Raw genomic sequence first — 21,449 nt, 5'->3', positions numbered from 1 at the left:
ATTTTAATCGAAAAAATTGCCTTACCAGCGCTCTGTATTTCTAGAAAAATGCAATTCAACCGTGACGCCAATGATTCGGGCTCGAAGAGCAAAAGTGAAAAGGTCACGGTGTAGATAGGAATACAGGAGACATCGGTTATGAAAACCCAGGTAGCGATCATCGGCGCCGGGCCGTCCGGCCTGCTGTTGGGGCAGTTGCTGCACAAGGCGGGCATCGACAACGTCGTTCTTGAGCGTCAAAGCGGCGAGTACGTGCTTGGCCGGATCCGCGCGGGCGTGCTCGAACAGGGCATGATCGATCTGATGCGCGAGGCGGGGGTGAGCGAGCGCATGGATGCGGAAGGACTGGTTCACGACGGCATTGAACTTATTTTCGGCGGGCGACGTGACAGGATCGATCTCAAAGCGCTCACAGGTGGCTCGTCGGTCCTGGTCTATGGCCAGACCGAAGTGACGCGTGATTTGATGGCGGCACGCGAGGCCAGCGGTGCAACCACGATTTACGAAGCGGCCAACGTTCAGTTGTACGACGTGAAAGGCGACGCGCCCTACATCACATTCGAAAGGAACGGCGAAACATACCGCCTGGATTGCGATTACATCGCCGGCTGCGATGGTTTTCATGGCGTTTCACGCAAGACGATCCCGGTCGAGGTGCTCACACACTACGAGCGCGTCTATCCTTTTGGTTGGCTCGGCCTGCTCGCCGACACACCGCCGGTCAATCACGAACTGATTTATGCGCACCACGAACGCGGTTTCGTGCTCTGCAGCCAACGTTCGACGACGCGCAGCCGCTACTACCTGCAAGTGCCGTTGACCGAGAAGGCCGAAGACTGGTCCGACGAACGCTTCTGGGAAGAATTGAAAGCGCGCCTGCCGCTGAACGTGGCTGAGAAGGTGGTCACCGGTCCGTCGCTCGAGAAGAGCGTCGCACCGCTGCGCAGCTATGTAGTTGAACCGATGCAGTACGGTAAGCTGTTTCTAGTTGGTGACGCGGCGCATATCGTACCGCCGACCGGCGCGAAAGGGCTCAATCTTGCCGCGAGCGATGTGAGCACGCTGTATCGTATTCTGAATCGGGTCTACCGCGACGGTCGCACCGATCTGCTGGAAAAATATTCGCAGATCGCGCTGCGCCGCGTGTGGAAGGCAGAGCGCTTTTCATGGTTCATGACGAACCTGCTGCACGAGTTCTCGGAGCGAGACACCTTCGACAAGCGCATGCAGGGTACAGACTACGACTACTACACGACGTCCGAAGCTGGACTCAAGACGATTGCGGAAAATTACGTGGGTTTGCCGTACGAGCCAGTCGAGTGATTTTTGATCTTGTACTGAACAAAATCGCTTTCTGGGCGCTCGCCAGTTACACCTCGCAAAGTTCGTCGCCCAGGGCGGAGCCGCGACCCCACAGGGCGCGCACAAGGCCAAAATATGGGCCTGAAATGCGCCAGCCGAACACGATAGCCGGGCCGAGTGTCGTGCCGGGTCCTGGGTAAGTGCCGCGGAAGATCGAAGCAAGATCGTTGCCGCATGCGAAGAGGCCAGGAATGACATTGCCGCCGTGATCGAGTACTTCGCCATCCCATTCTGTTCATCTGGGGTGAAGGCAACGTAACCGCGAATTACCCGGCCAAGGTCGCAAATTGGCTCTCACGGAGTCGTCGCGGCCGCAAGTGGGCGGTTCTTCCCGGAGGACACTGGATTCAATATGAGAACGCTGCGCGTTTCCTGGTAATCGCGTTAGCAAAGTCGTCGTGAAGAGTCGTGGACGATTGATTGGCTGGGGGCCGATGATCGCGCGGAGCCGGCTTCGGCGCCGAGTGCAGTCTGCGAGCTGCTATTCCGCCGGCCTGGTGGAGTGGCGATGCACCTCGAGAAGATCAGCACAGGCTAGCGAAATAGCACCGGCGCGACTGAGGCCTTTGCGCATTGCAAGGGAGTCGAGGGACGCGAGCAGATCGGGATCGATTGAGACGATGACCCTCACCTTGTTCTTGCGGACGGCAATGGGTGGTTGCATTTCGGCCGTCGTACGCTCGACGGGCGCATTTCCAGCACGTGTGCATGAAGGGACTTCGTTGGCGAGGGATATTGATCTGTTTCTTGCTGACATGCGGTAATCCACAAAACCGGAACGGGCGGGACGTGCCGTCCGGGTTACTGATGCGTTACACCCGGCTAGGGCTCAAGCGGCGCCTTGTATGGATGTTCTAAGCGAAGACAGGCATCCGTCACCAAGCAGCTCGAGAACCGACGCCGCAAACGCGGCGGATGCCACGGAACGGTAGGCACGCTTGCATCGCAGCAGCGCGACGGTTCTTACCGGAAAAGCCGGGTTCAACGACACATACTGCAGGTTGCGGTGCTCGAATTCGATCGAGCTGGGCAATATGGTCGCAATCGTTCCGCGGCTCACGATCTTGAGCACGGCACTGATCGAATTCGCCTGCAATGCAACCGTGGGCTGCAAATCGCGCGACAGAAAATAGCTGTCGACATAAAAGCGCGAAACGAAGCTCGTGGTGAGCAGCGCAAGCGGCGTTTTCGCGAATTCCTCCGGTGCGACCGCGACACGCTGTTTAGCCAGTGGATGACTGTTGCCGACCACGAGCATCAATTGCTCGGAGAAAAGCGGTTCCGCTTCGATCTCTTCGGAGCGTACGTCTGTAAAGCCGAATGCGAGATCGACCTGGTCCTCGACCAGCGCGGTTTCGACGGCGTCCAGCGACATCTCGATCATTTCGATGACGATGCCGGGATACAGCTCATGAAAATGCTCGACGACAGGGGCGACGAGATATTCGGTGAACGTTGGCGTAAAGGCGAGACGCAACTGTCCGCGCGAAAGGTCCTGTACGTCCTGTACGGCGCGTTGCGCCGTAAGAAGATCATAGTATGCGCGGCGCGCGTACTCCAGGTAGATCGTGCCGAAATCGGTCGGGCGCACGGCCCGACCGCCACGATCGAACAACTGCGCGCCAAGCTCGTCCTCCAGTTGTCGAACCTTCTGCGAGAGGGCCGACTGCGAAACGAATAGTGCATCCGCCGCACGCGTGAAGTTTCGATGTTCGTCGACGGCGAGCAGATAGCTGATGTTTCGCAGGAGCGGATTGCGATGCATCAGATTTCGGTTGCGGAGGTTGAATCCGTGATTGGCAACGATGGCTTTCCCGGCCTGGATCGAGGGTTGCGCGCAAGCAGCGGTCCCGAGATCAGTGTGCTGCGGTGTTGCGTTGGTATTTTCGAGCATCGATTGGAAGTCAGGTAAATAACAGGTTTGGCTGGGTGAAATGCGGCGTGACTAGCGGAGGGTCACTGCCATCCGCCTCCCAACGCCAGAAAGGTGGCGATTTGATCGTTGTTGACATCGGCCTGCGCAAGCGCGACGGCACTCTCGGCTGCTAGCCTCGTGCGTTGTGCATCCAGCGCTGCCAGACCTCCGACCTTGCCGCCGCGCCACAACTCGTTGGTGCGGGCGTCGACTTCACGCGCTTCGTCGCGAGCGGATTGGAGCCGCTCCAGCCTGGCGAGTGCACTCGCGTAATTGTCGAGCGAAGTTTCCGTTTCGCGCAGCGCTGCGAGCACCGTGCTATCGAAATGTGCGAGGCTCGCGCGGCTCTGCGCACGCGCAGCCGCAATCCGGTCGCGAATCGCGCTGCGATGGAGATCCCAGCTGACCATCGGGCCCACAGCAAAGCGGTTCGTGAGTGGGGAAAGGAAACTGGTGGCCGCACCGGTCGATCCGATCGACGCTCCAATCTTGATGTCCGGATAGAGCGCCGCCGTCTCCACGCCGATATCCGCAGTCGCTGCGGCCAGATGGCGTTCGGCTGCGCGAATATCGGGCCGGCGGCTCAACAATGCGCGGCCGTCGCCCGCGGGAAGCGGCGCCTTCAACTGTAGCGGCGTGTGGCAGGCGAGCAGGGCTTTGTCGTAGTTGGCGGGCGGCTCGCCCATCAAGGTGGCTAGACGAAACGCGGCGTTCATGCGGCCTGCTTCAAGCGGAGCGAGTTGTGCGCGGCTGCTCTCGATTTCCCCTCGCTGCTGGTCCTGGCTGAACGCGGGGGCGCGGCCGTTCGCGATCAGTTCTCGCGTGAGTGCGAGGCGTCGCTCCTGCACGGCGATCTGCTGTTGCACGATGTCGATCTGATTGCCGGCGTTGCACAGATCCGAATAGGCGTGCGCCGTTTGCGCGGCGACGTTCACGCGCACGAGGTCCCGGGCCGCGACGACCGCGTCGCGATCGGCTGCAGTTGCCTCGATGCCGCGGCGAATGCCGCCGAAGAGATCGAGGTCGTAGCTGATCGAAACACCCATGTCGTAGATCTCGTGCCTGGGCGGCTGGACATGCGAAAGCACGGCCTGCGCAGACTGCTGGGTGTAGCTGGTGGACGCGCCGATTGCGACAGACGGTTCGCGCGCCGTGTGTGCGAGCGCGAGCAGCGCATCGCTGCGTTCGAGATTGGCCTCTGCGGCCTTGAGATCGACGTTGTTGGCAAGCGCGTTTTCGACCAGGCGATCGAGCACAGGGTCATTGTAGAGGCGCCACCAGTGATCGGGCAGTGCATCATCCGAGGCCACGGTCGCCCCGGAAATGAACGTACCTTGCGCCACCGGCGCGTTGACGAGCGCTTGTGGCGGGACCTTGTAATCGGGACCCACCTCGGCGCAAGCCGCGAGAAGCACACTGATCGCTACAGCCGCAACGGCTCGCGTGCTTACCATGGCAAGCTCCGGCGTACCGCGACATCGCCCGCACGCGCTTGAATTTCGACGGAAGCCGTCTGACCCGGCACCAGACGCACGCCAGCGGGCACCGAGTCGATCGCAATGCGCACCGGGATACGCTGCGCAAGACGGACCCAGGTGAACGAAGGGTTCACGTTGGCGAGCTGCGCGTCGCCGCCTTCGCGTTCGCGATCCTGCACACCGCCGGCGATGCTCTGAACGTGGCCGCGAATGGCGGTGGCGACGCCCATGAGATAGACGCTGGCCGGATCTCCAACGTGAATACCCGGCAGCTTGGTTTCTTCGAAGTAGCCTTCCACGCGCAACGACTGGTTGCTGACGAGCGCCATCGCCCCCTTTCCGGCAGTCAGATACGTGCCGGGCAGCAGGCCCACATTGGACACCGTGCCGTCGACGGGCGCCCGTACGAGCGTGCGATCGAGATTCAATGCGGCGAGGTTGCGGGCAGCCTGCGCCTGCGCAACGGCGGCACGCAGCTTCTGCACACGGGCCGTGCCTTGTTCTGTGGACTCCGTTGCGACCACGTCGGGCATGGAGCGGTTGCGGCGGTCTTCGCGTACGGCCTCATCGAGGTCGGCGCGTTCACTCTGGAGATTGGCGTCGGCCTGGGCGAGTGCAATCTGATAGCGCGACGGGTCGATCACAAGCAGAACTTGCCCCTGTTTGACCGTTTCGTTGTCGTGTACGCGCACATCGGTCACGAGTCCGCTGATATCGGGGGCGATCGGCACGATGTCGGCGCGCACCTTGCCGTCTCGCGTGAGCGGCTCGATCTGGTAGCGAACCCATAGGGCGTAAATGGCGGCCAGGATGCTGAGGATGATCGCTACGGTGAGGCCGGTGCGCAAGAGGCTGGAAAATCGCTGCATGTCAGGAAATGAAACCGTGGGGGCAACAGGCGTCGGCGAGGCGGGTGAGTCCCCACCAAAGTGCGAAGAAGGCGGCGAGATCGATCAACGCGGGATGCCACAGCACTTGCCGCAGAGGCAAGCGCAACAGTGCACCGCGCAACAGAAACGTGACGACCAGTGCGATGGCGGCCCAGAAGAGCGCCGCCGGCATATAGACCCCCAGAATGCGGATCTCTTCAATCATCGTTCGACCTCTCGGTGTTGATATGTCTGCGGGAACAGGTTGCATCGCAAGCCAACGAGCGCCATGAGTGTGGGGTCCGCACGTTCCAGAGGCTGGCCGGCGACAAAGTCGATCGCGCGGTCGAGCGCTTCGAGCAATTCGGGCGAGCCGGGCAGCGGATGATGGGCCGCGAGCCTCGCGCGGTACAGCTTCGACACTTCGCGCAGCGCCGTTTCGATGGCGATGTGCGTGGCCGCATCGCGGCTCGCGCGACCCTCGCGCGCGCGAATGAGGTTGCGGCCGATACGCAGGTCGTTGAGACCATCGGCGGCGTGCAGCACATCGTCGGCACTGGCGAGCGCCATGCGTGCCGCAACCTGGCCAAGACGGTCTACAGCCTGTGCCGTCCAAGCCTGCGCATCCAGCGGATGAGCCATATCCGCGAGTTGCGCGAGATCCGCCCAGCTTTGGCGCACAATCCGATAAGCGGTCCAGCGTGAACTGGCAGAACGAAACAGCCGGGTGACGACGAGGGTGGTGACGATGCCGCCAATTTGCGCAAGCCCCGTATTGAGGAAGCCCGCGAAGTCGGCCTGAAAGCGGTCGAGAAAACCCATCGCGACGATGAAGCAGGAAAGCATCGGCAGCGCGCGCGCGCTGTGCGCCGGATCGGCCTGGAGATAACCCATCCATACGAGAGCCGGCGCGAGCGTCACGATGAGCATGATGGCTCCATCCACGCGCGGCAGGATCACGAAGAGGTAGAGCGCAGCCAGCGGAAACGTCATGAGCGTAGCGATCAGATAGCGGCCTATCACCGGCGCGGGGTCGTCCTGAGCGGCAAACGAGCAGGTGACGAGTGCGGCGAATGCAGCCGTTGCAGCGCCGCTGGGCCAAGCGAGCAGAATCCATACGGCGCAATAGATCATGATGGCCGTCGTCATTGCTGCGCCGGCGAGCAGTGCCACGCCATGGTCCCGCGCTAGCGGGAAATTGTCGTTGCTCGAGGCGAGTTGCATGGTGGGGCCATGCACGGGCTTGTCCTCGACGAACGCGCGAACCAGGCCGCGCGCAGCATGCAGTGTCTCGATGAACTCTGCGGTGCGCTCCAGCAGGTTCGCGGCGAGCAGGGACTGCCATTGCCTTCTGTGCAGACGCTCTGCAGCGAGGGCGCGGCAGCGGGCGACCAGGCCGTCGTCACACGCATCACCCACTTCCTGCGAGGCGCTCAGGCTGCTCACCAGTGAATCGATCAGCGCTTCGGTTTCGCTGTCAACTGCGTTGAGCGAGCGAAGCAGATCGAGCCGGTTCGCGGCCGCGGATGCGATCGAAAGCAGCGTAGCGAGCCGATGCTGCAATTCGGTCACGGCGGAACGCGTCGCATAGGCGAAGCGATGTTCGGCGCGCAGATTCACGGCCATCATGCCCAGTTCGGTCACGTCGGCCGCGAGCTTGCGACGGTGCTCGTATTCGAGGCGCGTGTGCTGAACGCCGAAGGCTTCACCCGTCCAGCGGCAGGCATCGTTCAGGAACGACAATGCACGCTGGTGAATGACGGAGCGAATATCGACAGGCCGGAAAATCCAGTGTGCAGTGGTCACACAAAGAATGGCCACCGTCATTTCCTCGACGCGCGAAATCGTCGTCGTGAAAATGTACGAAGGATCATCCAGATATGGAAAGCAGATGACGGCCGAACTGAATGCCGCCATCTGGAAAAGGAAGGCACGCGGCGTGCGATCCAGCACCGCGAGATAGATGCATAGACCGATCCAGATGGCCAGGCAGAGAACCAGCAATACAGGGGAATTCTGCAGATTCGGCGCGATTGCGATCGTAACGAGCGCGCCGGTAGCGATGCCGGCCAGGCGATAAAGCACGCGCGGGCGAAACGCGCCCGCCATGGGCTGCGCCGTAACATAGACCGTAAGGAGTGCCCACCATGGTCGCGGCAGACTGGCCGTGAACGCGATGACTAGCACAAGTGCTGCAGCTAGATAAGTGCTCAGCGAGAAAAGCACCTTTCCAGAATCAATGGTGAATGCGTCGCGCGACCGAAGCGGCGCGGCAGAGGCATGCGGCACGGGAAATCCTGTGAAATTCTGCGAATACAACGGCCGGTGATATCAGGCGCGAAGCGCGGTCTGCATCGTCACAGCGGGTGGTGTGCGTCGATGCGGGTCGCCTGGGTGACAAGCGGTGGCACTTGCCAAACGGTGAGGGCAGAGGAAATGGCGGGGATGATCTGTGTGGGGAAAAAAGTTCCACACGGAAAGTACTGGATATACAGGCATTTTTGGCGCGAGCGCACCACGTGCCGCGCCGGGGCAGGGCATGTCGATATGCGCTCTGACAATCAGGGTCAGTGATAGATCCAACGAATGGATCCGGGTTTTACTCTATTGCGGACGCGACAAATTGTGCCTGCCGCCCGATGGCGCGTCCAAGTCGGATTTCTGAAAGAACCGATCGGTTTTACTTATGGCAATGCTGGGCGGTCACGCAGGAGCGCGGCACCATCCGTGAAATGGTCACGAGGAGATCATCGGTTTCCCTTATGGAGCAGATCGATTTTTCGGCTTGGACATCGTGCGCCAGACGCTGCATGCTTCGGTCCGTCGATCCGCCGCCTCACCGGCTTACGGTACGCGGGCCGGATGGATCGACAAAATCGTATCTGGATTTTTGCAAGGAACTGAAAATGAAGAAGCAATCGATGACCCGCCTCGCGGCAATTGCGCTTGTCTCCATGGGCGCGTTTGCGACCGTATCGGCGCAGGCTTATGCGCAGACTGATGTAGCCGACGCACAGGGGCACCCCGGCGGCGCTCGCGCCACGCTAGTGGCTGATCTTCAGGGTACGGTTGCAGGCGTACAGCGTGAAGTGGCAGAAAACCACGCGCCGGCAGCTGTCGCTGCTCAACATGCGAAGGCTGCGCAGGATCGGGCAGCAAATGCATGCGTCGGCCCCGTGAGTTTCTGTTCGGTGTTCTTCGGTAGTTGAGCCATTTGCGCGAGCGGGCGTCTGTCCCTCGCTCGTGCTAGTTCCGCATTGAAATCGTTCCGTACGGAAGTCTCGTTCGAGCGGCCATCGTTCTCTCCCGACGGACCTTCCCATTGGCGCGCCACGCAGCATCCGGCGCGCCTTGCTTCGTTGCGCGCCTTCGACTCCATTGGCCGGCAAAAGCCCGAAACTAATCGTTTATCCTTATAGACTGAATCGAAAAAACGATTTGGACAGTCGCCCGAGTTTGTCGCATGATTCATCCGTCGACAGCGAAGCAGGGAAACAGAACGATGCGAAGCAGGCATCTTCATTCAATGATTCGTAGTTCGAATTTAATCATTCTGGAGTTCAATCATGTTTAAAGTTTCGTCCGCCAAAGTCATCGTTTTTTCCATCGCTTCGTTCGGATTCGCCGCAGGCGCGTTCGCACAACAAAGCCCGACTGAGAAGGACCCTGCTGTAGCTGCGAATCAGGCACACCCGTTGCAGGTCGCGGCCACGCAAGGCGTGGCCAGCAAGGACGCAGCCAAAGCGGCTACGCCTGCCGCGGGCAATCAAAACCCGTCTCCCTGCGTCGGCCCTGCAAGTTTCTGCAATATCTATCTCGGCAGCTGAACCCATTCCTGAATGGCGTCTATCCGAAGCCGCAAAGGCGGTGTCCAGACGCCGGTCGACGTCCGATTTTCCATGCTGATTCAGGTGTCAATTTGAACCATCTCATCGCTGCCATGCGTACGTTTCTGAAAGTTGTTGATATGCATGGCTTTACACGAGCCGCTGAGCAATTGCAGCTTTCACCTGCAAGAGTGACGCGCCATGTCAGCGAACTGGAAGCACATCTCGGCGTGCGGCTTTTCCAGCGCTCGACACGCCGAATTGTGCTGACCGAGGTGGGGGCGCGCTATGCGGATGGGTGCCGCGCGCTATTGGCCGACCTCGAGAGAATCGAAACCTGCGCGATGCATGAGTCTGGCCGCGTTTGCGGGGACCTGCACGTGGTCGTGCTCGGGAGCCTCATGTCGCCCGAACTCGCTGCGCTGTTTGCAGATTTCAGGGCGCGCTATGCCGACGTTGCACTGCGCATCACCCTGACCGAAGCGGAAGTCGACCTGCTCGCAGGTGGTTTCGATGTCGGGATGGTCGCCGACAGGATGATCACCTCCGTATCGTGGGTTTCGCGCGCGCTTGCGCGCGCACCGCTCGTGGCCGTCGCCTCACCCGCATATTTGATGGGGGCGCCAGCACCGCTGCGGCCGGCTGATCTCGCCAGGCATCGCCTGATCACCCATACGGCTCACGGCAAAGTACTGCATTTAACCGACGGAGACGGCATTGATCACAGCGTTCCACACGAAGCAAGCTTCGCGGTAGACAGCGCGCTGATGCAAAGGCATATCGCGCTTGCCGGCGCCGGTATCGCCGTCGCGCCCGAGTTCGTGGTGGCCAACGACGTGAGGTTCGGGACGCTGATCCGGGTGCTGGATGAATATCGAATCGGCAACGACGACGTCACCATAAACATCGTCTACCCGGCGCGGGAATTCCTACCGGGCAAGGTGCGCGCATTTGTCGATCAGGCGGTCTCGCATTTCGATCGGCCCGTTATTCGTTCCGAAGCGCAACGTGAATTTCGCCAGCGCGAAGTTGTGTTGCGCGATAGCGAGGTATTGCCTGTTTGAGCCGAAACCGCGAGGTGTGGAAGCAGGACGTGGCAAGTTCCGGAACGTCGCCGCAACCCACAAATTCACCTGGAGAAGTTGGTGATTGTTGCATTCGTATTTTTTGTTGTTGCATCGGTGTCCGCGGTGTTTGCCTTTGGTGGCGCTACCAGCGCGATACACGGCTTCGCACGGGCGATATTCAACGTCGCCGTGATCCTTTTCGCTCTGACGCTCGAATACCGCAGAAGGTAGCAAACGGACTAAATGCAAGTCCGCCGCCATTGGTGCCGCGCTGCTGTACAGCTTCCTGTCGTGGCGGAGCAAGAGCGGGACGTCGACGCGCGCGTGCGCCTCAAATCGGACCCAGGTACGACATCTGAACTTGGCTAAAAGCGGACACTACAACTTAGCCCGTACAACTTAAAACGTCGATAATTTATCTTATGTAAAATAAAAGGGAAGAAAAACATCAAGGTACATGATCCGGCCAGGCGCTTCCCCTTCGCCTATTTCGTGCACGAAAAATGGGCGTGCAACGGTAGCGCCGTTGCTTTTCCCCCGGGGTCCCCATAGGCACGATGGCTGCCGGTGCATTTGCCCAGTCCGGCTCTGGCGCCGCGCGCCCGGAGGTTCCTCCACCGCACGGCCTGGTCGCCGGGAGTTCGTCGGTCGGCTCAGAGACGAACGACGCGATCATCACCGCCCGAGCGAGAGCGGCGTTGCTCGGCACTGCTGATCTCGACTCGAACGATGTGCACATTACGACGAATCGCGGTGTCGTGACGCTCACGGGTACGGTCTCCGACGATGCACAGAAGAATCGCGCCGCCCAATCCATTCAAGAACTGGACGGAGTTCACCTCGGTCACGAACGCGCTACATGTCGGCGAGACCTCGCACTAACGGACTAACATGCGCATGAGCGCCGCCGCGAACGCTAGTCCGCGAGACGGCTGACCGTCAAAACCCGCAGCAACGCCATCGGCGCGGCCAGTGCGGTCGGCCCGAAGCGCTGCTCGCGAAGCTGCACTACAACGAGCCGGGTGCATCCCCGACGCCAGCATTACGACGTATCGCAGACGATCGCCGAACAGGTGCTGCTTCCGGCCGGCGCAAGGCGCCGCCCGAGACACTCGTGACTACTGCCGCCCTCCGGAAGAGGACGGCTCGACATGGCATACGTCAGGAGGCCTCGTTGCCCACGCCTTTCGACACATCGGCGGGATTCGCGAATTCGCGCTCCGGCAGGCTGTCGAGGGCGTGCACGACCTCCTCGCTCGCGCCGTTCGAACGTGCGCATTCGAGCAGACTTTGCTTGTCCGCCGGATAGGACGCGCCCTTTAGCGCTTTTTGCACGTCGATGAAACGATGTCCAGCGTTGCTGTCGTGCGATGAGGCGTGCCCTCGGGAATGCTGAGTCATGATCGTCACCTCCTGGGTTGCGTTGGCGTAGTGAAACCGTGCAACGGATGTGCCGTAAGCGCGCCCACGCGTCGCGCAGCCACGCGCCGTCACGTCACGCGGCGTTTCATCGCTTACCTGTAGCTTCTACATGCGCGGTTCGACGTTTCTCTCGCGCTCACTTCGCGACGGCTCGATGCGTTACGCCCTTCGCTTCCATTGAGCGTCGCGAGCGGCCCTCAAGTCTTGCCTTCGTCCTCGTCCTCTTCTTCGTCCGCGCCCTCTTGCGCCTGTTCTTCCTCGATGTCGTCCGGCAATACATCGCTGCCGGGGCGCAGCGTCTCGTCACCATCGGCGCTGGCGCGCTCACCGGTGCCGCTGCGGTCGGTGTCGCTCTGCGCTTCGTCGGCGCCGGCTTCCAGCGCGTGATTGTCGAGTTCCGTGTCGCGATCGAAGTCGTGGCGCTTCGCACCTCTGCTGTCGCTGCCCGTATCGGACGAGTCCCCAGGGCCCAGTGCCTCGTTGTCGTGGCCCGGTGCGGCAGGTTGCTGTGTCGGTTCGTTGTCGGGGTCCAGCGTGCTGTTCATGACGTCCTCCTTTGACGACGCGCGGTTGGCGCGACGCTCTGCGCGGATGGCGAGCGCGGCAAGTCGCCCTCTCATTGCAGCAGCCTGCGTTCCTTTGCGAATCGCGGTGCGGGCGCCGCGCATCTTCTCGAGCTGGGCACAATCGTTGCTCGAACGGGCGGCAAAGCGGCGCCGTTGCCGGCGCGCGCGGACACGCGATGAACGGCCCGCTGCCAGCGCCTGATGAACGAGCCAGCGACCGAACCAGCGAACAATCGAGCGGATAAACCAGCATGACACTCGGCTGCCCCGAATGCGGCGCGCTTCAGGACCTTCCGCCGCTCTCCCCGCACGGTATCGCGCGTTGCCGGACCTGCCATTACCCGCTGGAGCGGCGCAGCGGCCGTAGCGTGGACGCGGCACTCGCCTGTGCGGTCTGCACCTTTGTTCTGCTGTTCCCGGCCAATCTCGCGCCCTTGATGACGGTACACGTGCTGGGCGCCGAGCGCTCGTCGGTGCTCGCCTCGGGCGTCGTGGCGATCTGGCGCGACGGCTCGCTGATCCTCGCGCTGCTGCTCGGGGCGTGCGGCATCGTGCTGCCTTTCGTGCGCTTCGGCGGCCTCGTGCTCGTGCTGGCCGCGGTGCGCTTCGGCTGGCGCTTCAGGGGCATGGGACGGCTCTTTCGCTGGACCATCCGGCTCGACGCCTGGGCCATGCCCGACGTTTATCTCATGGGCTGTTGCGTCGGCTATGCGCGGGTAACGCAAAACCTTACGGGTACGATAGGCGTGGGCGGATATTGCTTCATCGTCGCAGCGTTGATGTCGATGCTCGCACGTGCATCGCTCGATCGCCGCACCGTGTGGCGCGCGCTCGCCGCGGAACACACGCTGCACCCGCGCGAGCGCGCCCTGTCGTGCACCGTATGCGATCTGGTCGTGCCCGTGTCGCACGAAAACCGGCCCTGCCCGCGCTGCGGGTTGAAGCTGCACGTGCGCAAACCCGACGCCGTCGTGCGCGCGGCGGCACTCTCGCTCGCGGCGCTCGTGCTGACGGTGCCCGCCAACCTCTATCCGATGACCGTCTCGCTGCAACTCGGCCAGCACGATTCTCACCGCATCGCCGATGGCGTCCACGAGCTCTTTCTCGCGGGCCTCTGGCCCTTCGGCATACTTATCATTGGCACGAGCATCGTCATTCCCGTGGCCAAGATCGTCGGCATGGGCTGGTTCATCGCGTCCGTGCGGCGGCGCTCGCGCCGGCATCTGCGCACGAAAACCCATCTGTACCGCTGGATCGACGAGCTGGGCCGCTGGTCCAATGTCGATGTCTTCACCATTGCCGCCTTCGTGCCGCTGATCCATTTCGGCGGCATGGCGCAAGCGCGCCCAGCGATCGGCGCGACGGCATTCGCGCTCGCCGTGATGCTCACGATGGCGGCTTCGCACGCGTTCGACCCGCGCATGATGTGGGACGTGCATCTCCGGAGCTGGCCATGACAGACGCGCGCTCGCGGCGCACCCAGGCCGAGGTCCGTCGCAGCGCCTGGCCAGGCTGGATCTGGGCGGTCCCCATTGCGGCGATCTGCGTGACGGGATGGCTCGGCGTGCAGGCGCTGGTTCACAAGGGGGAGACCGTCACGGTCGGGTTCGACAACGCCTATGGCATGGCCGCAGACGAAACGATCGTCACGCTGCACGGCGTCAAGGTGGGCCAGGTGTCGAGCGTGGCGCTCACGCCCGACGGGCGGCGCGTTGAGGCGAAACTCGAAATCGACCGCAAGGACGCGCCATACCTGCGCGCCGGTACGCAGTTCTTTCTGCGCGGCGCCGAGCTGGACTTGAGCGATCCGGCATCGATGAAAGCACTGCTCTCCGGACCCGAGATCGTCATGGAGCCAGGCCGCGGCAAGCCCGCCACGCACTTCGATGGCGCTGAGCACCGGCCCGCGCTCGCGCCGCTGCATGGGCCGATGGTGAGCTATGCCGTGCGCTTCGAGGGTGCCGCCGGCGAGCTCAAAAGCGGCGCCAATGTGCAATTGCGCGGATTTTGCGTGGGCACGGTCACCGGTGTGCGCCTGAACTATGACGCCGGCACGGGCGCACTGAGCACGCTCGCGCAACTGGCGCTCGATCCATCGCGGCTTGGCATCGCAGGCGTGGCGGCGCCAGCCAACGGCGACTGGCGGCCGATCGTCGACACCATGCTCGAACGCCTCATCGCTCGGGGCTTACGCGCGCGTCTGATGCAAGACCCGCCGCTCGTGGGACCGCGCAAGGTCGTGCTCGACTTCGTGAAAACCGCGCCCGCCGCCACCCTCACTGCCGAAAACGGCGTACCGGTGATTCCGGATGCGCCATCCGCCGATCTCGACGCCATCGCCGCGCAAGCCAATGACGTCGTGGCGAAGATCGACGCACTGCCGATCAAGGAAACGGGCGACCAGGTCCGCAGCATCGCGGCCCACGTTGATGCCTTGAGCAACTCGCCGCAGATCCGCGAGAGCCTCACCCACATCGACCGCTCGGTGGCACAGATCGACCGCACGCTGCAACAGGTCTCGCCGCAAGTTGGGCCGCTCGTGGCGCAACTGCGCGAAACCGCGAAGGCGGTCGATAGCACTGTCGCCGCTGCGAACCGCACGCTCGGGGGCGATGTATCAAGCCAGGACGATCTGCCCGCTGCCCTGCGCGAGTTGAGCGACGCGGCGCGCTCGGTGCGAACGCTCGCTGACTATCTCGACCGTCACCCTGAAGCGCTGGCGCGCGGCCGGCCCGAGGAGTAGGCCCATGATGCGCCGCTCCCGGCGACCGGCTACACGCACAGGCGTGCACTCTGCGTCATATGCCCGCCTCGCCCGCTTCAGGGCAGCGGCCGGGGCGGCCGCGCGGATGGGCGCGATGCTCATACTCGCGGGTTGCGGACACAGCCCGCCTATGCACTATGTGACGCTGAGCGCGGCGCCGGGCCAAGCAGCGGGCGCCATGCCGGCAATGCAGGCGGTGCAACTGACCGCGGTGCATATTCCCGCCGAACTCGATCGGCCCGAAGTGGTCACGCAGATCGCACCGAACCGGCTGGCGATCGATGACAACCACCGATGGGGTGCGCCGCTCGCGCGTATGATGAGGCGCACGCTCGCTCAGGACCTCGTGATGCGATTGCCCGCCGGCGCCTTCGTTTTCCCCGACGCGCCGGTGCCCGCGGACACGCGCACGCTGGTCGTCACGATACTCGGTGTTCAGGCCGATGCGCGCGGGGCACTGAAGATGCAGGCATCGTGGACGTTGTTGTCGGGTCAGCCCACGCGTGCCACGCTGACTCGCGAGGCGACGCTCGAAACCGCGGCCCCGGCCAGCGCAGCGGACGACGAAGCAGCCGACGCCGCAACGACCCAGGCTGCCGCGATGAGCCGCGTGCTCGGGATGCTCGCAGACCGTATCGCGGCGTCCATCGCCGCGCACTGACACACATCGAACAAGCCTGCACGTGAACGAAGCCGCAAGACGCGCTCAGCGCGCCTGCGCCACCGCGTCCTCCGCAGTCGACCCGTCGCCGCGCGCGAAAACTTCGCGGGTGGTCGCCTGACTCCAGATGCGCTCCTCAATCAACGTGGGCGTCGGCGCGGCCTGGCACGTGATCACACGCGCCAGGCCATGCGCGCGCCCCGCTTCAGCACTTGGCCGGCGAGCCCTTTAGATGCGCGTGGCCATGCAGCGCCGGCGGCGTGGCATTACCGCCGTGCTCCGCCAGATAGCGGCAGGCATCGATGATGTCACGCCCGAGATTGCTCGCGACGTTGCGGTTGATGTGCGGGCGCACCACAACGCGCAGGCTTCTCACCGACTCCGCGTCTGGCGGCATCGTATAGGCCGATAGCACCCAGCCCTTCTCGCGCACCTTGTTCGACACGTCGAATTCGTTGAAGCGCGTGATTTTCTTGTCCAGCGTAACGGCCACCACCGGAATGCGCTGCGTATCGTTCATGATCGTGAAATAGCCGCTTTTCACGAGCATTTCGCGCAGCGCGAGCGCGTTATCGAGGGTGTGCTGCATGACGCGCTTGTAGCCATCGAATCCAAGGCGCAGGAACTGATAATACTGAACGGCCAGTTGGAAACCATTGCGGCTGAAATTCAAAGTCGCGGTGGGCATTTCACCGCCCAGATAGTTCACGTAGAACACCAGGTCTTCATTGAATACCTTGCGGTCGCGGAATATCACCCAGCCGAGCCCCGGCGGGGTGAGGCCGTACTTGTGTCCGGATGCGTTGATCGATTGCACTCGCGGCAGCCGGAAGTCCCATTGGTAATCCGGATAGAGGAACGGGTGAATAAAGCCGCCCGACGCCCCATCGATATGCATCGGAACCGAAATTCCCGTGCGCCGTTCGTAGTCGTCCAGCCAGGCATGAATGCCGGCAAAGTCGTCGTCTTCCCCCGTAAACGTCTGCCCGGCAATGGCCACGACGGCAATCGTATTCTCGTCGACGTACTGGCCGAGATCGTCGGCCGTCAAACTATATTGCCCCGGCTTGAGCGGCACGATGCGCGGTTCGACGTCAAAGTACCGCATGAACTTCTTCCAGACGATCTGCACGTTGCCGCCCGTCACCAGATTGGGCCGGCTTGCGTCCTTACCCGCTTTCTCGCGCTGCTGCTTCCAGTTCCATTTGTGCGCGAGACCCGCGAGCATGCACGCCTCGGATGAGCCCACCGTCGCAGTTCCGTAAGGCTCCGCGTCGCGCGGGCCATTCCACAGTTTGTGAAGCCAGCGCACCATTCGCGTTTCCATCGCGAACAACTGCGGGTACATGTCGTGGTCGATATAGTTCTTGAAGATATTGCGCTTCGCTGTCTCCAATGCTTCGGGTTCGGCGAAGGTCGTCACGAACGACGACATGTTCAGAACAGGATTGGTATCCGTCCATTCGTCGCTTTCGACAAGCGCGGCTGCGGCCCTGGCCGACATTCCGGTTGCCGGAAATTCGTCCTGCGGAACCGGTAAATTGAATTCGTCGTACGGAGTGATCTTCTCGAAATCCAAAGACATCTGAATGCTCCTTTCGGTACGCGCCCTCGGGTTGGACGCTTCATTCCCACGCACCGCCTCAACCGGCTGCGCGGACGGTTGAGGCAGCGCCTGGATTAGCGCGCTACGCTCTTACCCGTCTGCGCGCAATAGCGCTCCAGGTATTCGTCGAGCAGCGTTCGAATCGCATTGCCGATCGCGCGATAGTCCGACTCATTGAGATTGGCGAGCGACACGCGGCCCGACGGATGAGGCGTGCCGAAGCCCTGGCCAGGCAGGAGCACGACATGTGCGTCCCTGGCGAGACGGAACAGCAGTTCAGAAGCCTCGGTGTTCTTGAGCAGCCACTCGACGAAATCGCGGCCATAGGCGCGCTCGCCGAAATACTCGAGATCCAGCACCGTGTAGTAGTCGACGACGTTCGGATCCCCTTCCTTCAACGGAATGCCGATGGTCTCGAAGAGCGCACGCTTGCGGCTGCGAATGAGGCGCTTGAGCGCATTCTTGTACGCGTCCGGTGTGTCCATGAGCGAGAACAGCGAGAACAGCACCATCTGCACCTGCTGCGGCGTCGAAAGGCCGGCTGTGTGATTGAGCGCGACGGTGCGGCTGTCCGCGACCAGCCGGTCAATGAACTTCAGCTTCTCCGGCTCCGTCGTGATCGACTCGTAGCGCTTGTGCAGCGTCTGTTTTTGCTCTTTCGACAGCTTCGCAAGCGCGCTGTCCAGAACGTTCTCGCGGTGCGTCGCGATTGCACCCAGACGCCAGCCCGTTGCGCCAAAGTATTTCGAATACGAATACACGAGAATCGTGTTCTTCGGAGCGAGTGCGAAGAGCGAGACGAAGTTGTCGGCGAAGGTGCCGTACACGTCGTCGGTGAGGATAATGAGGTCCGGGCGCGTCTTGACGATCTCGGCGATATATTCGAGGCTCGCCGCGTCCACCTTCACTGAAGGCGGGTTGCTCGGATTCACGAGGAAAAACGCCTTGACCTTCGGATCGCGCAACTTGTCCAGTTCCTTCTTCGAGTACTGCCAGCCGTTCGCGACATCCGCTTGGACGTTGACGATATTGAGCTCGTAGTCGTTGAGCGCGGGAATTTCGATGTATGGCGTGAAGATCGGCATGCCGAGCGCGATCGTGTCGCCCGGCTTGATGAAAAAATTCTCCCGCATCGTGTTGAAAATGTACGTCATGGCCGCGGTGCCGCCCTCCACCGCGAACACGTCGAACTCCCCCACGAACGGATGCTTGCCGATCATCTCGCGGCGCAGGTACTGGCCGACGATGGTTTCCGTGTTCTTGAGGATGCGGTCCGGCACCGGATAGTTGCAGGCGAGAATGCCTTCACACATTTCGTAAAGAAAGTCGCCTGCGGGAAGGCCCAGTTGGTCGCGCACGTACGACACCGCGCCCGCGAGAAAATCGACGCCGGCTTGCCCCTTGTTCTCGCGCACGAACAGGTCGAAGCGCTCGACAATGCCTTCGCGCTGCGGGAAGCCGCCCACGCCCTCGGGCATATAGGCAAACGAGCGCTCCGACTCGCGCATGGCGAACAGGCCCAGTTGCCAGAAGCCGTGACGCGGAATCGTCGCGAGGAAGTTGGGATTGCCGCGGCCGGCGTTGAGCATGGGCAGGTTTGCAGCCGAACGAGCCGTTGCGCCGCCACCGGCCGCCTTGATCAGTTCGTCCTTGAGTTCGAACGGACTGAGCGCCGAGAATTTTTGCGCCTGGGTTGCGTGGTTGTCTTTTGAAGTCGTCAATTTGTGCTCCATTTCATTAGTTAGCGAAATATCTAATTGGTCCAGACATCAGCTCAGGATCATCACGAGCACCATTCCCCAAATCGTCAGAAGCGTGTTGCCGACCGCGTAGGTCACCGTATAGCCGAGTCCGGGCACCTGGCTGCGTGCGGCGTCGCAGATCATCCCCAGTGCCGCCGTTGTGGTTCTTGCCCCCGCGCATACGCCGAACAGGATCGCGGGGTGGAACTTGAACACGTAGCGCGCGATATACATGCCGACGACCAACGGCGCCGCCGTGGCGAAAATGCCCCAGAGGAACAGGCTGACGCCGAGTTGCTGCAAGCCGGCGACGAATCCGGGGCCCGCAGTGATGCCCACCACGGCAATGAACACATTGAGACCCACGGAGTTCATGAACCACACGGTAGGTTCGGGAATGCGCCCGAAGGTCGGGTGGATCGCGCGCAGCCAGCCGAACACGATCCCGGCGATGAGCGCGCCGCCCGCCGTGGACAGCGTTAGCGGAATGCCGTGCACGTTGATCACGATCGCGCCAATCAACGCGCCCAGCGCGATGGCGAGGCTCACGAAGGCAATGTCGGCAACCGTGCTGGGGCGATCGAGCACGCCCAGTGCTTTGGCGGCGGCGCTGGTGTCCTGGGTGCGGCCCACGATCGTGACGGTGTCGCCGCGTTCGAGCTTCGTATTGGGCAACACCGGGATCGGCGTTTCGGTGGGCCCGCGCTTGATCTTCTTCAGGTACACCCCGCGTGCGCCGGGCAGGTCCGCGAGTTCCTGCAAGGTCTTGCCGGCAACCGACTTGCTGGTGACGTAAACGTCCACGCCCTCGGTGCTGACGGCGACCAGTTCCGCGTCCTCCACCTCTGCCCCGCTCGGGCCGAGTTGCGATACGAGCTGGTCGCGCGGCCCGGCAACGGCTATGACGTCACCGGCTTGCACAACGAAGTCCAGCGTGGCTTCCTGGACGGCGTCCGCGCGCCTGACGCGCTCGATGAAAAGCCGCACACCCGCCGCCTCGGAAGCCTCAATCTGGCCTATCGTGCTGCCGATGAGCGCGCTGTTGCCGGCAATGCGATAGGCGCGCAGTTGGTAGTCATGCCATTCGCGGCCCTCCTGCGCGCCGGCACGCTTGCCGCCCAAGCTTGCTTCGTATTCCTTGCATGCGGCCGGCAGGTCGATGCCGAGCAGCCGCGGGCCGAGCGTCGCGAGAATGAGCGCGGAGCCGATCGTGCCGAAGATGTAGGTGACAGCATAGGCGGTCGGCATGGCGTCGAGCAGCGCCTTGGCGTGCTCCGGCGGAAGATGGAGCCGGCCGATGGCATCGGTCGCGAGCCCCATCGAGGCGGAAATGGTTTGCGAGCCGGCGAACAGGCCCGCAGCGGATCCCAGGTCATAGCCGGCGAATCTGGCGGCGACGATGGGAGCGGCGAGGCACAACAGACACTGCACGACAGCGAACAAGGCCTGCGGCAGGCCGTCCTTCGCGATGCCGCGCACGAACTGCGGCCCCACCCCATAACCGACTGCGAACAGGAACATCAGAAAGAACACGGATTTGACATTGGATGAAACCGTGATGCCGAGCTGGCCAATGGCGATAGCCGCAAGCAGGGTTGCCGTAACGGCCCCGAGGCTGAAGCCCCTGAAGCTCTTGCCCCCCACCCAGTAGCCAATGCCTAACGAAAGAAAGATGGCGATCTCGGGGTACTGCCGAAGTGTGTCTGTCAGCCACGACATAGTGTTTCCTTTTCATGGTCTTGCCGAAAGGCACGCATCGCGCGGGCATGGCGAATTTCATGCCTTCGGATTTTGAGCGGAAGCATCGCACAGGCCTCTCTTAAAGACTCTCGTTTCTGTCAAATTCCGATGCAATTAAATTGGCGCTTTGATAGCGCTCTAATTCTTGTGAAAATTAACCGAATTTCAGTTGATCGATATAGCGCCGCGTGCTGAAGGACCCGGTGTTTCCGAACCCGACGGGCCGTTCCCAGCGGGCGTAGACACGGTGGGCGAGCGGCTCCCCGTGGAGCGCACGAAGACGCGCGAACAAGCGTTGTGCTTGCACGCGGGCAGGAAGTAGCGTTAAGAGATCGAGTCGATGCGAATAAATGAATGCGTGTAATTGACGCAATTCATTCATGAAAGGCTTTATTAATTATTGAAAGAATCGGAATGGACATCCACATTG

19 protein-coding genes and 1 pseudogene are annotated in these 21,449 nt (G+C 62.0%); 9 read left to right on the top strand and 11 right to left on the bottom strand.

What is annotated here, in order from left to right; all coding sequences use genetic code 11:
* Window positions 1-138 precede the first annotated feature (138 nt).
* Window positions 139-1,323, top strand: a complete 1,185-nt coding sequence (gene pobA, locus P5W98_RS33060; RefSeq protein ID WP_421028624.1) for a 4-hydroxybenzoate 3-monooxygenase — start codon at window positions 139-141, stop codon at window positions 1,321-1,323.
* 46 nt (window positions 1,324-1,369) lie between these two features.
* Here the strand turns inward: pobA and P5W98_RS33055 are convergent.
* The 6 genes and pseudogenes from P5W98_RS33055 to P5W98_RS33030 form a co-directional block, all read right to left on the bottom strand.
* Window positions 1,370-1,564, bottom strand: a pseudogene (locus P5W98_RS33055) (FAD-binding protein); the annotation flags it as partial.
* A gap of 627 nt (window positions 1,565-2,191) precedes the next feature.
* Window positions 2,192-3,127, bottom strand: coding sequence for a transcriptional regulator CynR (gene cynR, locus P5W98_RS33050; protein ID WP_421028623.1), 936 nt, complete (start codon window positions 3,125-3,127; stop codon window positions 2,192-2,194).
* Between the two features lie 191 nt (window positions 3,128-3,318).
* A complete protein-coding gene (locus P5W98_RS33045; RefSeq protein ID WP_421028622.1) occupies window positions 3,319-4,731 on the bottom strand; it encodes an efflux transporter outer membrane subunit in 1,413 nt (470 codons plus the stop codon).
* A complete protein-coding gene (locus tag P5W98_RS33040) occupies window positions 4,725-5,624 on the bottom strand; it encodes an efflux RND transporter periplasmic adaptor subunit (protein WP_421028621.1) in 900 nt (299 codons plus the stop codon). The genes P5W98_RS33045 and P5W98_RS33040 overlap by 7 nt, the downstream gene beginning before the upstream one ends.
* 1 nt (window position 5,625) lies before the next feature.
* A complete protein-coding gene (locus P5W98_RS33035) occupies window positions 5,626-5,850 on the bottom strand; it encodes a DUF1656 domain-containing protein (protein ID WP_421028620.1) in 225 nt (74 codons plus the stop codon).
* A complete protein-coding gene (locus tag P5W98_RS33030; RefSeq protein WP_434715582.1) occupies window positions 5,847-7,811 on the bottom strand; it encodes an FUSC family protein in 1,965 nt (654 codons plus the stop codon). The genes P5W98_RS33035 and P5W98_RS33030 overlap by 4 nt, the downstream gene beginning before the upstream one ends.
* A gap of 719 nt (window positions 7,812-8,530) precedes the next feature.
* Here P5W98_RS33030 and P5W98_RS33025 point away from each other — a divergent pair.
* The 5 genes from P5W98_RS33025 to P5W98_RS33005 all read left to right on the top strand — a co-directional run bounded on the left by P5W98_RS33025 (window position 8,531) and on the right by P5W98_RS33005 (window position 11,408).
* The gene (locus tag P5W98_RS33025; protein WP_421028618.1) at window positions 8,531-8,833 is read left to right on the top strand and encodes a hypothetical protein; all 303 of its coding nucleotides are present in this window, start codon (window positions 8,531-8,533) and stop codon (window positions 8,831-8,833) included.
* Between the two features lie 357 nt (window positions 8,834-9,190).
* Window positions 9,191-9,451, top strand: a complete 261-nt coding sequence (locus P5W98_RS33020; protein ID WP_421028617.1) for a hypothetical protein — start codon at window positions 9,191-9,193, stop codon at window positions 9,449-9,451.
* A gap of 92 nt (window positions 9,452-9,543) precedes the next feature.
* Window positions 9,544-10,515 (top strand): LysR family transcriptional regulator, encoded by a 972-nt coding sequence (locus P5W98_RS33015; RefSeq protein ID WP_421028616.1) that lies wholly within the window; start codon window positions 9,544-9,546, stop codon window positions 10,513-10,515.
* Between the two features lie 81 nt (window positions 10,516-10,596).
* Window positions 10,597-10,749: a DUF1328 domain-containing protein gene (locus tag P5W98_RS33010; RefSeq protein WP_421047339.1), complete on the top strand. Its 153-nt coding sequence runs from the start codon at window positions 10,597-10,599 to the stop codon at window positions 10,747-10,749.
* A 326-nt stretch (window positions 10,750-11,075) separates the two neighbouring features.
* On the top strand, window positions 11,076-11,408 hold the full coding sequence (locus P5W98_RS33005) for a BON domain-containing protein (protein ID WP_421028615.1): 333 nt from the start codon (window positions 11,076-11,078) through the stop codon (window positions 11,406-11,408).
* A 271-nt stretch (window positions 11,409-11,679) separates the two neighbouring features.
* Here P5W98_RS33005 and P5W98_RS33000 read toward each other — a convergent pair whose 3' ends face one another.
* Window positions 11,680-11,919 carry a DUF2795 domain-containing protein gene (locus tag P5W98_RS33000; protein ID WP_421028614.1) on the bottom strand — a complete coding sequence of 80 codons (240 nt, stop codon included), beginning with the start codon at window positions 11,917-11,919 and terminating at the stop codon, window positions 11,680-11,682.
* Window positions 11,920-12,137: 218 nt separating this feature from the next.
* Complete coding sequence (locus P5W98_RS32995) at window positions 12,138-12,485, bottom strand: chemotaxis protein (protein ID WP_421028613.1); 348 nt, start codon at window positions 12,483-12,485, stop codon at window positions 12,138-12,140.
* A 272-nt stretch (window positions 12,486-12,757) separates the two neighbouring features.
* Here P5W98_RS32995 and P5W98_RS32990 point away from each other — a divergent pair, with 272 nt between their 5' ends.
* The 3 genes from P5W98_RS32990 (at window position 12,758) to P5W98_RS32980 (ending at window position 15,931) form a co-directional block, all read left to right on the top strand.
* Window positions 12,758-13,963, top strand: a complete 1,206-nt coding sequence (locus P5W98_RS32990; protein WP_421028612.1) for a paraquat-inducible protein A — start codon at window positions 12,758-12,760, stop codon at window positions 13,961-13,963.
* Complete coding sequence (locus tag P5W98_RS32985; RefSeq protein ID WP_421028611.1) at window positions 13,960-15,249, top strand: MlaD family protein; 1,290 nt, start codon at window positions 13,960-13,962, stop codon at window positions 15,247-15,249. The genes P5W98_RS32990 and P5W98_RS32985 overlap by 4 nt, the downstream gene beginning before the upstream one ends.
* A 199-nt stretch (window positions 15,250-15,448) precedes the next feature.
* Window positions 15,449-15,931, top strand: a complete 483-nt coding sequence (locus P5W98_RS32980) for a PqiC family protein (RefSeq protein ID WP_434717000.1) — start codon at window positions 15,449-15,451, stop codon at window positions 15,929-15,931.
* Window positions 15,932-16,136: 205 nt separating this feature from the next.
* On the opposite strand, the gene P5W98_RS32975 is transcribed toward P5W98_RS32980, so the two are convergent.
* From P5W98_RS32975 to aspT, 3 genes are all read right to left on the bottom strand, one after another.
* Window positions 16,137-17,516: a glutamate decarboxylase gene (locus P5W98_RS32975; protein ID WP_421028609.1), complete on the bottom strand. Its 1,380-nt coding sequence runs from the start codon at window positions 17,514-17,516 to the stop codon at window positions 16,137-16,139.
* A gap of 95 nt (window positions 17,517-17,611) precedes the next feature.
* Window positions 17,612-19,258 carry a bifunctional aspartate transaminase/aspartate 4-decarboxylase gene (locus P5W98_RS32970; protein WP_421028608.1) on the bottom strand — a complete coding sequence of 549 codons (1,647 nt, stop codon included), beginning with the start codon at window positions 19,256-19,258 and terminating at the stop codon, window positions 17,612-17,614.
* 48 nt (window positions 19,259-19,306) lie between these two features.
* Window positions 19,307-20,998 (bottom strand): aspartate-alanine antiporter, encoded by a 1,692-nt coding sequence (gene aspT / locus P5W98_RS32965; RefSeq protein WP_421028607.1) that lies wholly within the window; start codon window positions 20,996-20,998, stop codon window positions 19,307-19,309.
* Window positions 20,999-21,449: the final 451 nt, after the last annotated feature.

The sequence above is a fragment of the Paraburkholderia sp. A1BS-2L genome, from assembly GCF_051125205.1.
Classification (GTDB): domain Bacteria; phylum Pseudomonadota; class Gammaproteobacteria; order Burkholderiales; family Burkholderiaceae; genus Paraburkholderia.
Note: the sequence above shows the minus strand (reverse complement) of the source record. Positions and strands in the feature narration are given on the sequence as shown.

Excerpts from the sequence above, each read along its gene's own strand:
- pobA (WP_421028624.1), top strand. The coding sequence starts at position 139 with ATGAAAACCCAGGTAGCGATCATCGGCGCCGGGCCGTCCGGCCTGCTG.
- cynR (WP_421028623.1), bottom strand. The coding sequence starts at position 3,127 with ATGCATCGCAATCCGCTCCTGCGAAACATCAGCTATCTGCTCGCCGTC.
- P5W98_RS33045 (WP_421028622.1), bottom strand. The coding sequence starts at position 4,731 with ATGGTAAGCACGCGAGCCGTTGCGGCTGTAGCGATCAGTGTGCTTCTC.
- P5W98_RS33040 (WP_421028621.1), bottom strand. The coding sequence starts at position 5,624 with ATGCAGCGATTTTCCAGCCTCTTGCGCACCGGCCTCACCGTAGCGATC.
- P5W98_RS33035 (WP_421028620.1), bottom strand. The coding sequence starts at position 5,850 with ATGATTGAAGAGATCCGCATTCTGGGGGTCTATATGCCGGCGGCGCTC.
- P5W98_RS33025 (WP_421028618.1), top strand. The coding sequence starts at position 8,531 with ATGAAGAAGCAATCGATGACCCGCCTCGCGGCAATTGCGCTTGTCTCC.
- P5W98_RS33020 (WP_421028617.1), top strand. The coding sequence starts at position 9,191 with ATGTTTAAAGTTTCGTCCGCCAAAGTCATCGTTTTTTCCATCGCTTCG.
- P5W98_RS33005 (WP_421028615.1), top strand. The coding sequence starts at position 11,076 with ATGGCTGCCGGTGCATTTGCCCAGTCCGGCTCTGGCGCCGCGCGCCCG.
- P5W98_RS33000 (WP_421028614.1), bottom strand. The coding sequence starts at position 11,919 with ATGACTCAGCATTCCCGAGGGCACGCCTCATCGCACGACAGCAACGCT.
- P5W98_RS32995 (WP_421028613.1), bottom strand. The coding sequence starts at position 12,485 with ATGAACAGCACGCTGGACCCCGACAACGAACCGACACAGCAACCTGCC.
- P5W98_RS32990 (WP_421028612.1), top strand. The coding sequence starts at position 12,758 with ATGACACTCGGCTGCCCCGAATGCGGCGCGCTTCAGGACCTTCCGCCG.
- P5W98_RS32985 (WP_421028611.1), top strand. The coding sequence starts at position 13,960 with ATGACAGACGCGCGCTCGCGGCGCACCCAGGCCGAGGTCCGTCGCAGC.
- P5W98_RS32980 (WP_434717000.1), top strand. The coding sequence starts at position 15,449 with ATGCCGGCAATGCAGGCGGTGCAACTGACCGCGGTGCATATTCCCGCC.
- P5W98_RS32975 (WP_421028609.1), bottom strand. The coding sequence starts at position 17,516 with ATGTCTTTGGATTTCGAGAAGATCACTCCGTACGACGAATTCAATTTA.
- aspT (WP_421028607.1), bottom strand. The coding sequence starts at position 20,998 with ATGTCGTGGCTGACAGACACACTTCGGCAGTACCCCGAGATCGCCATC.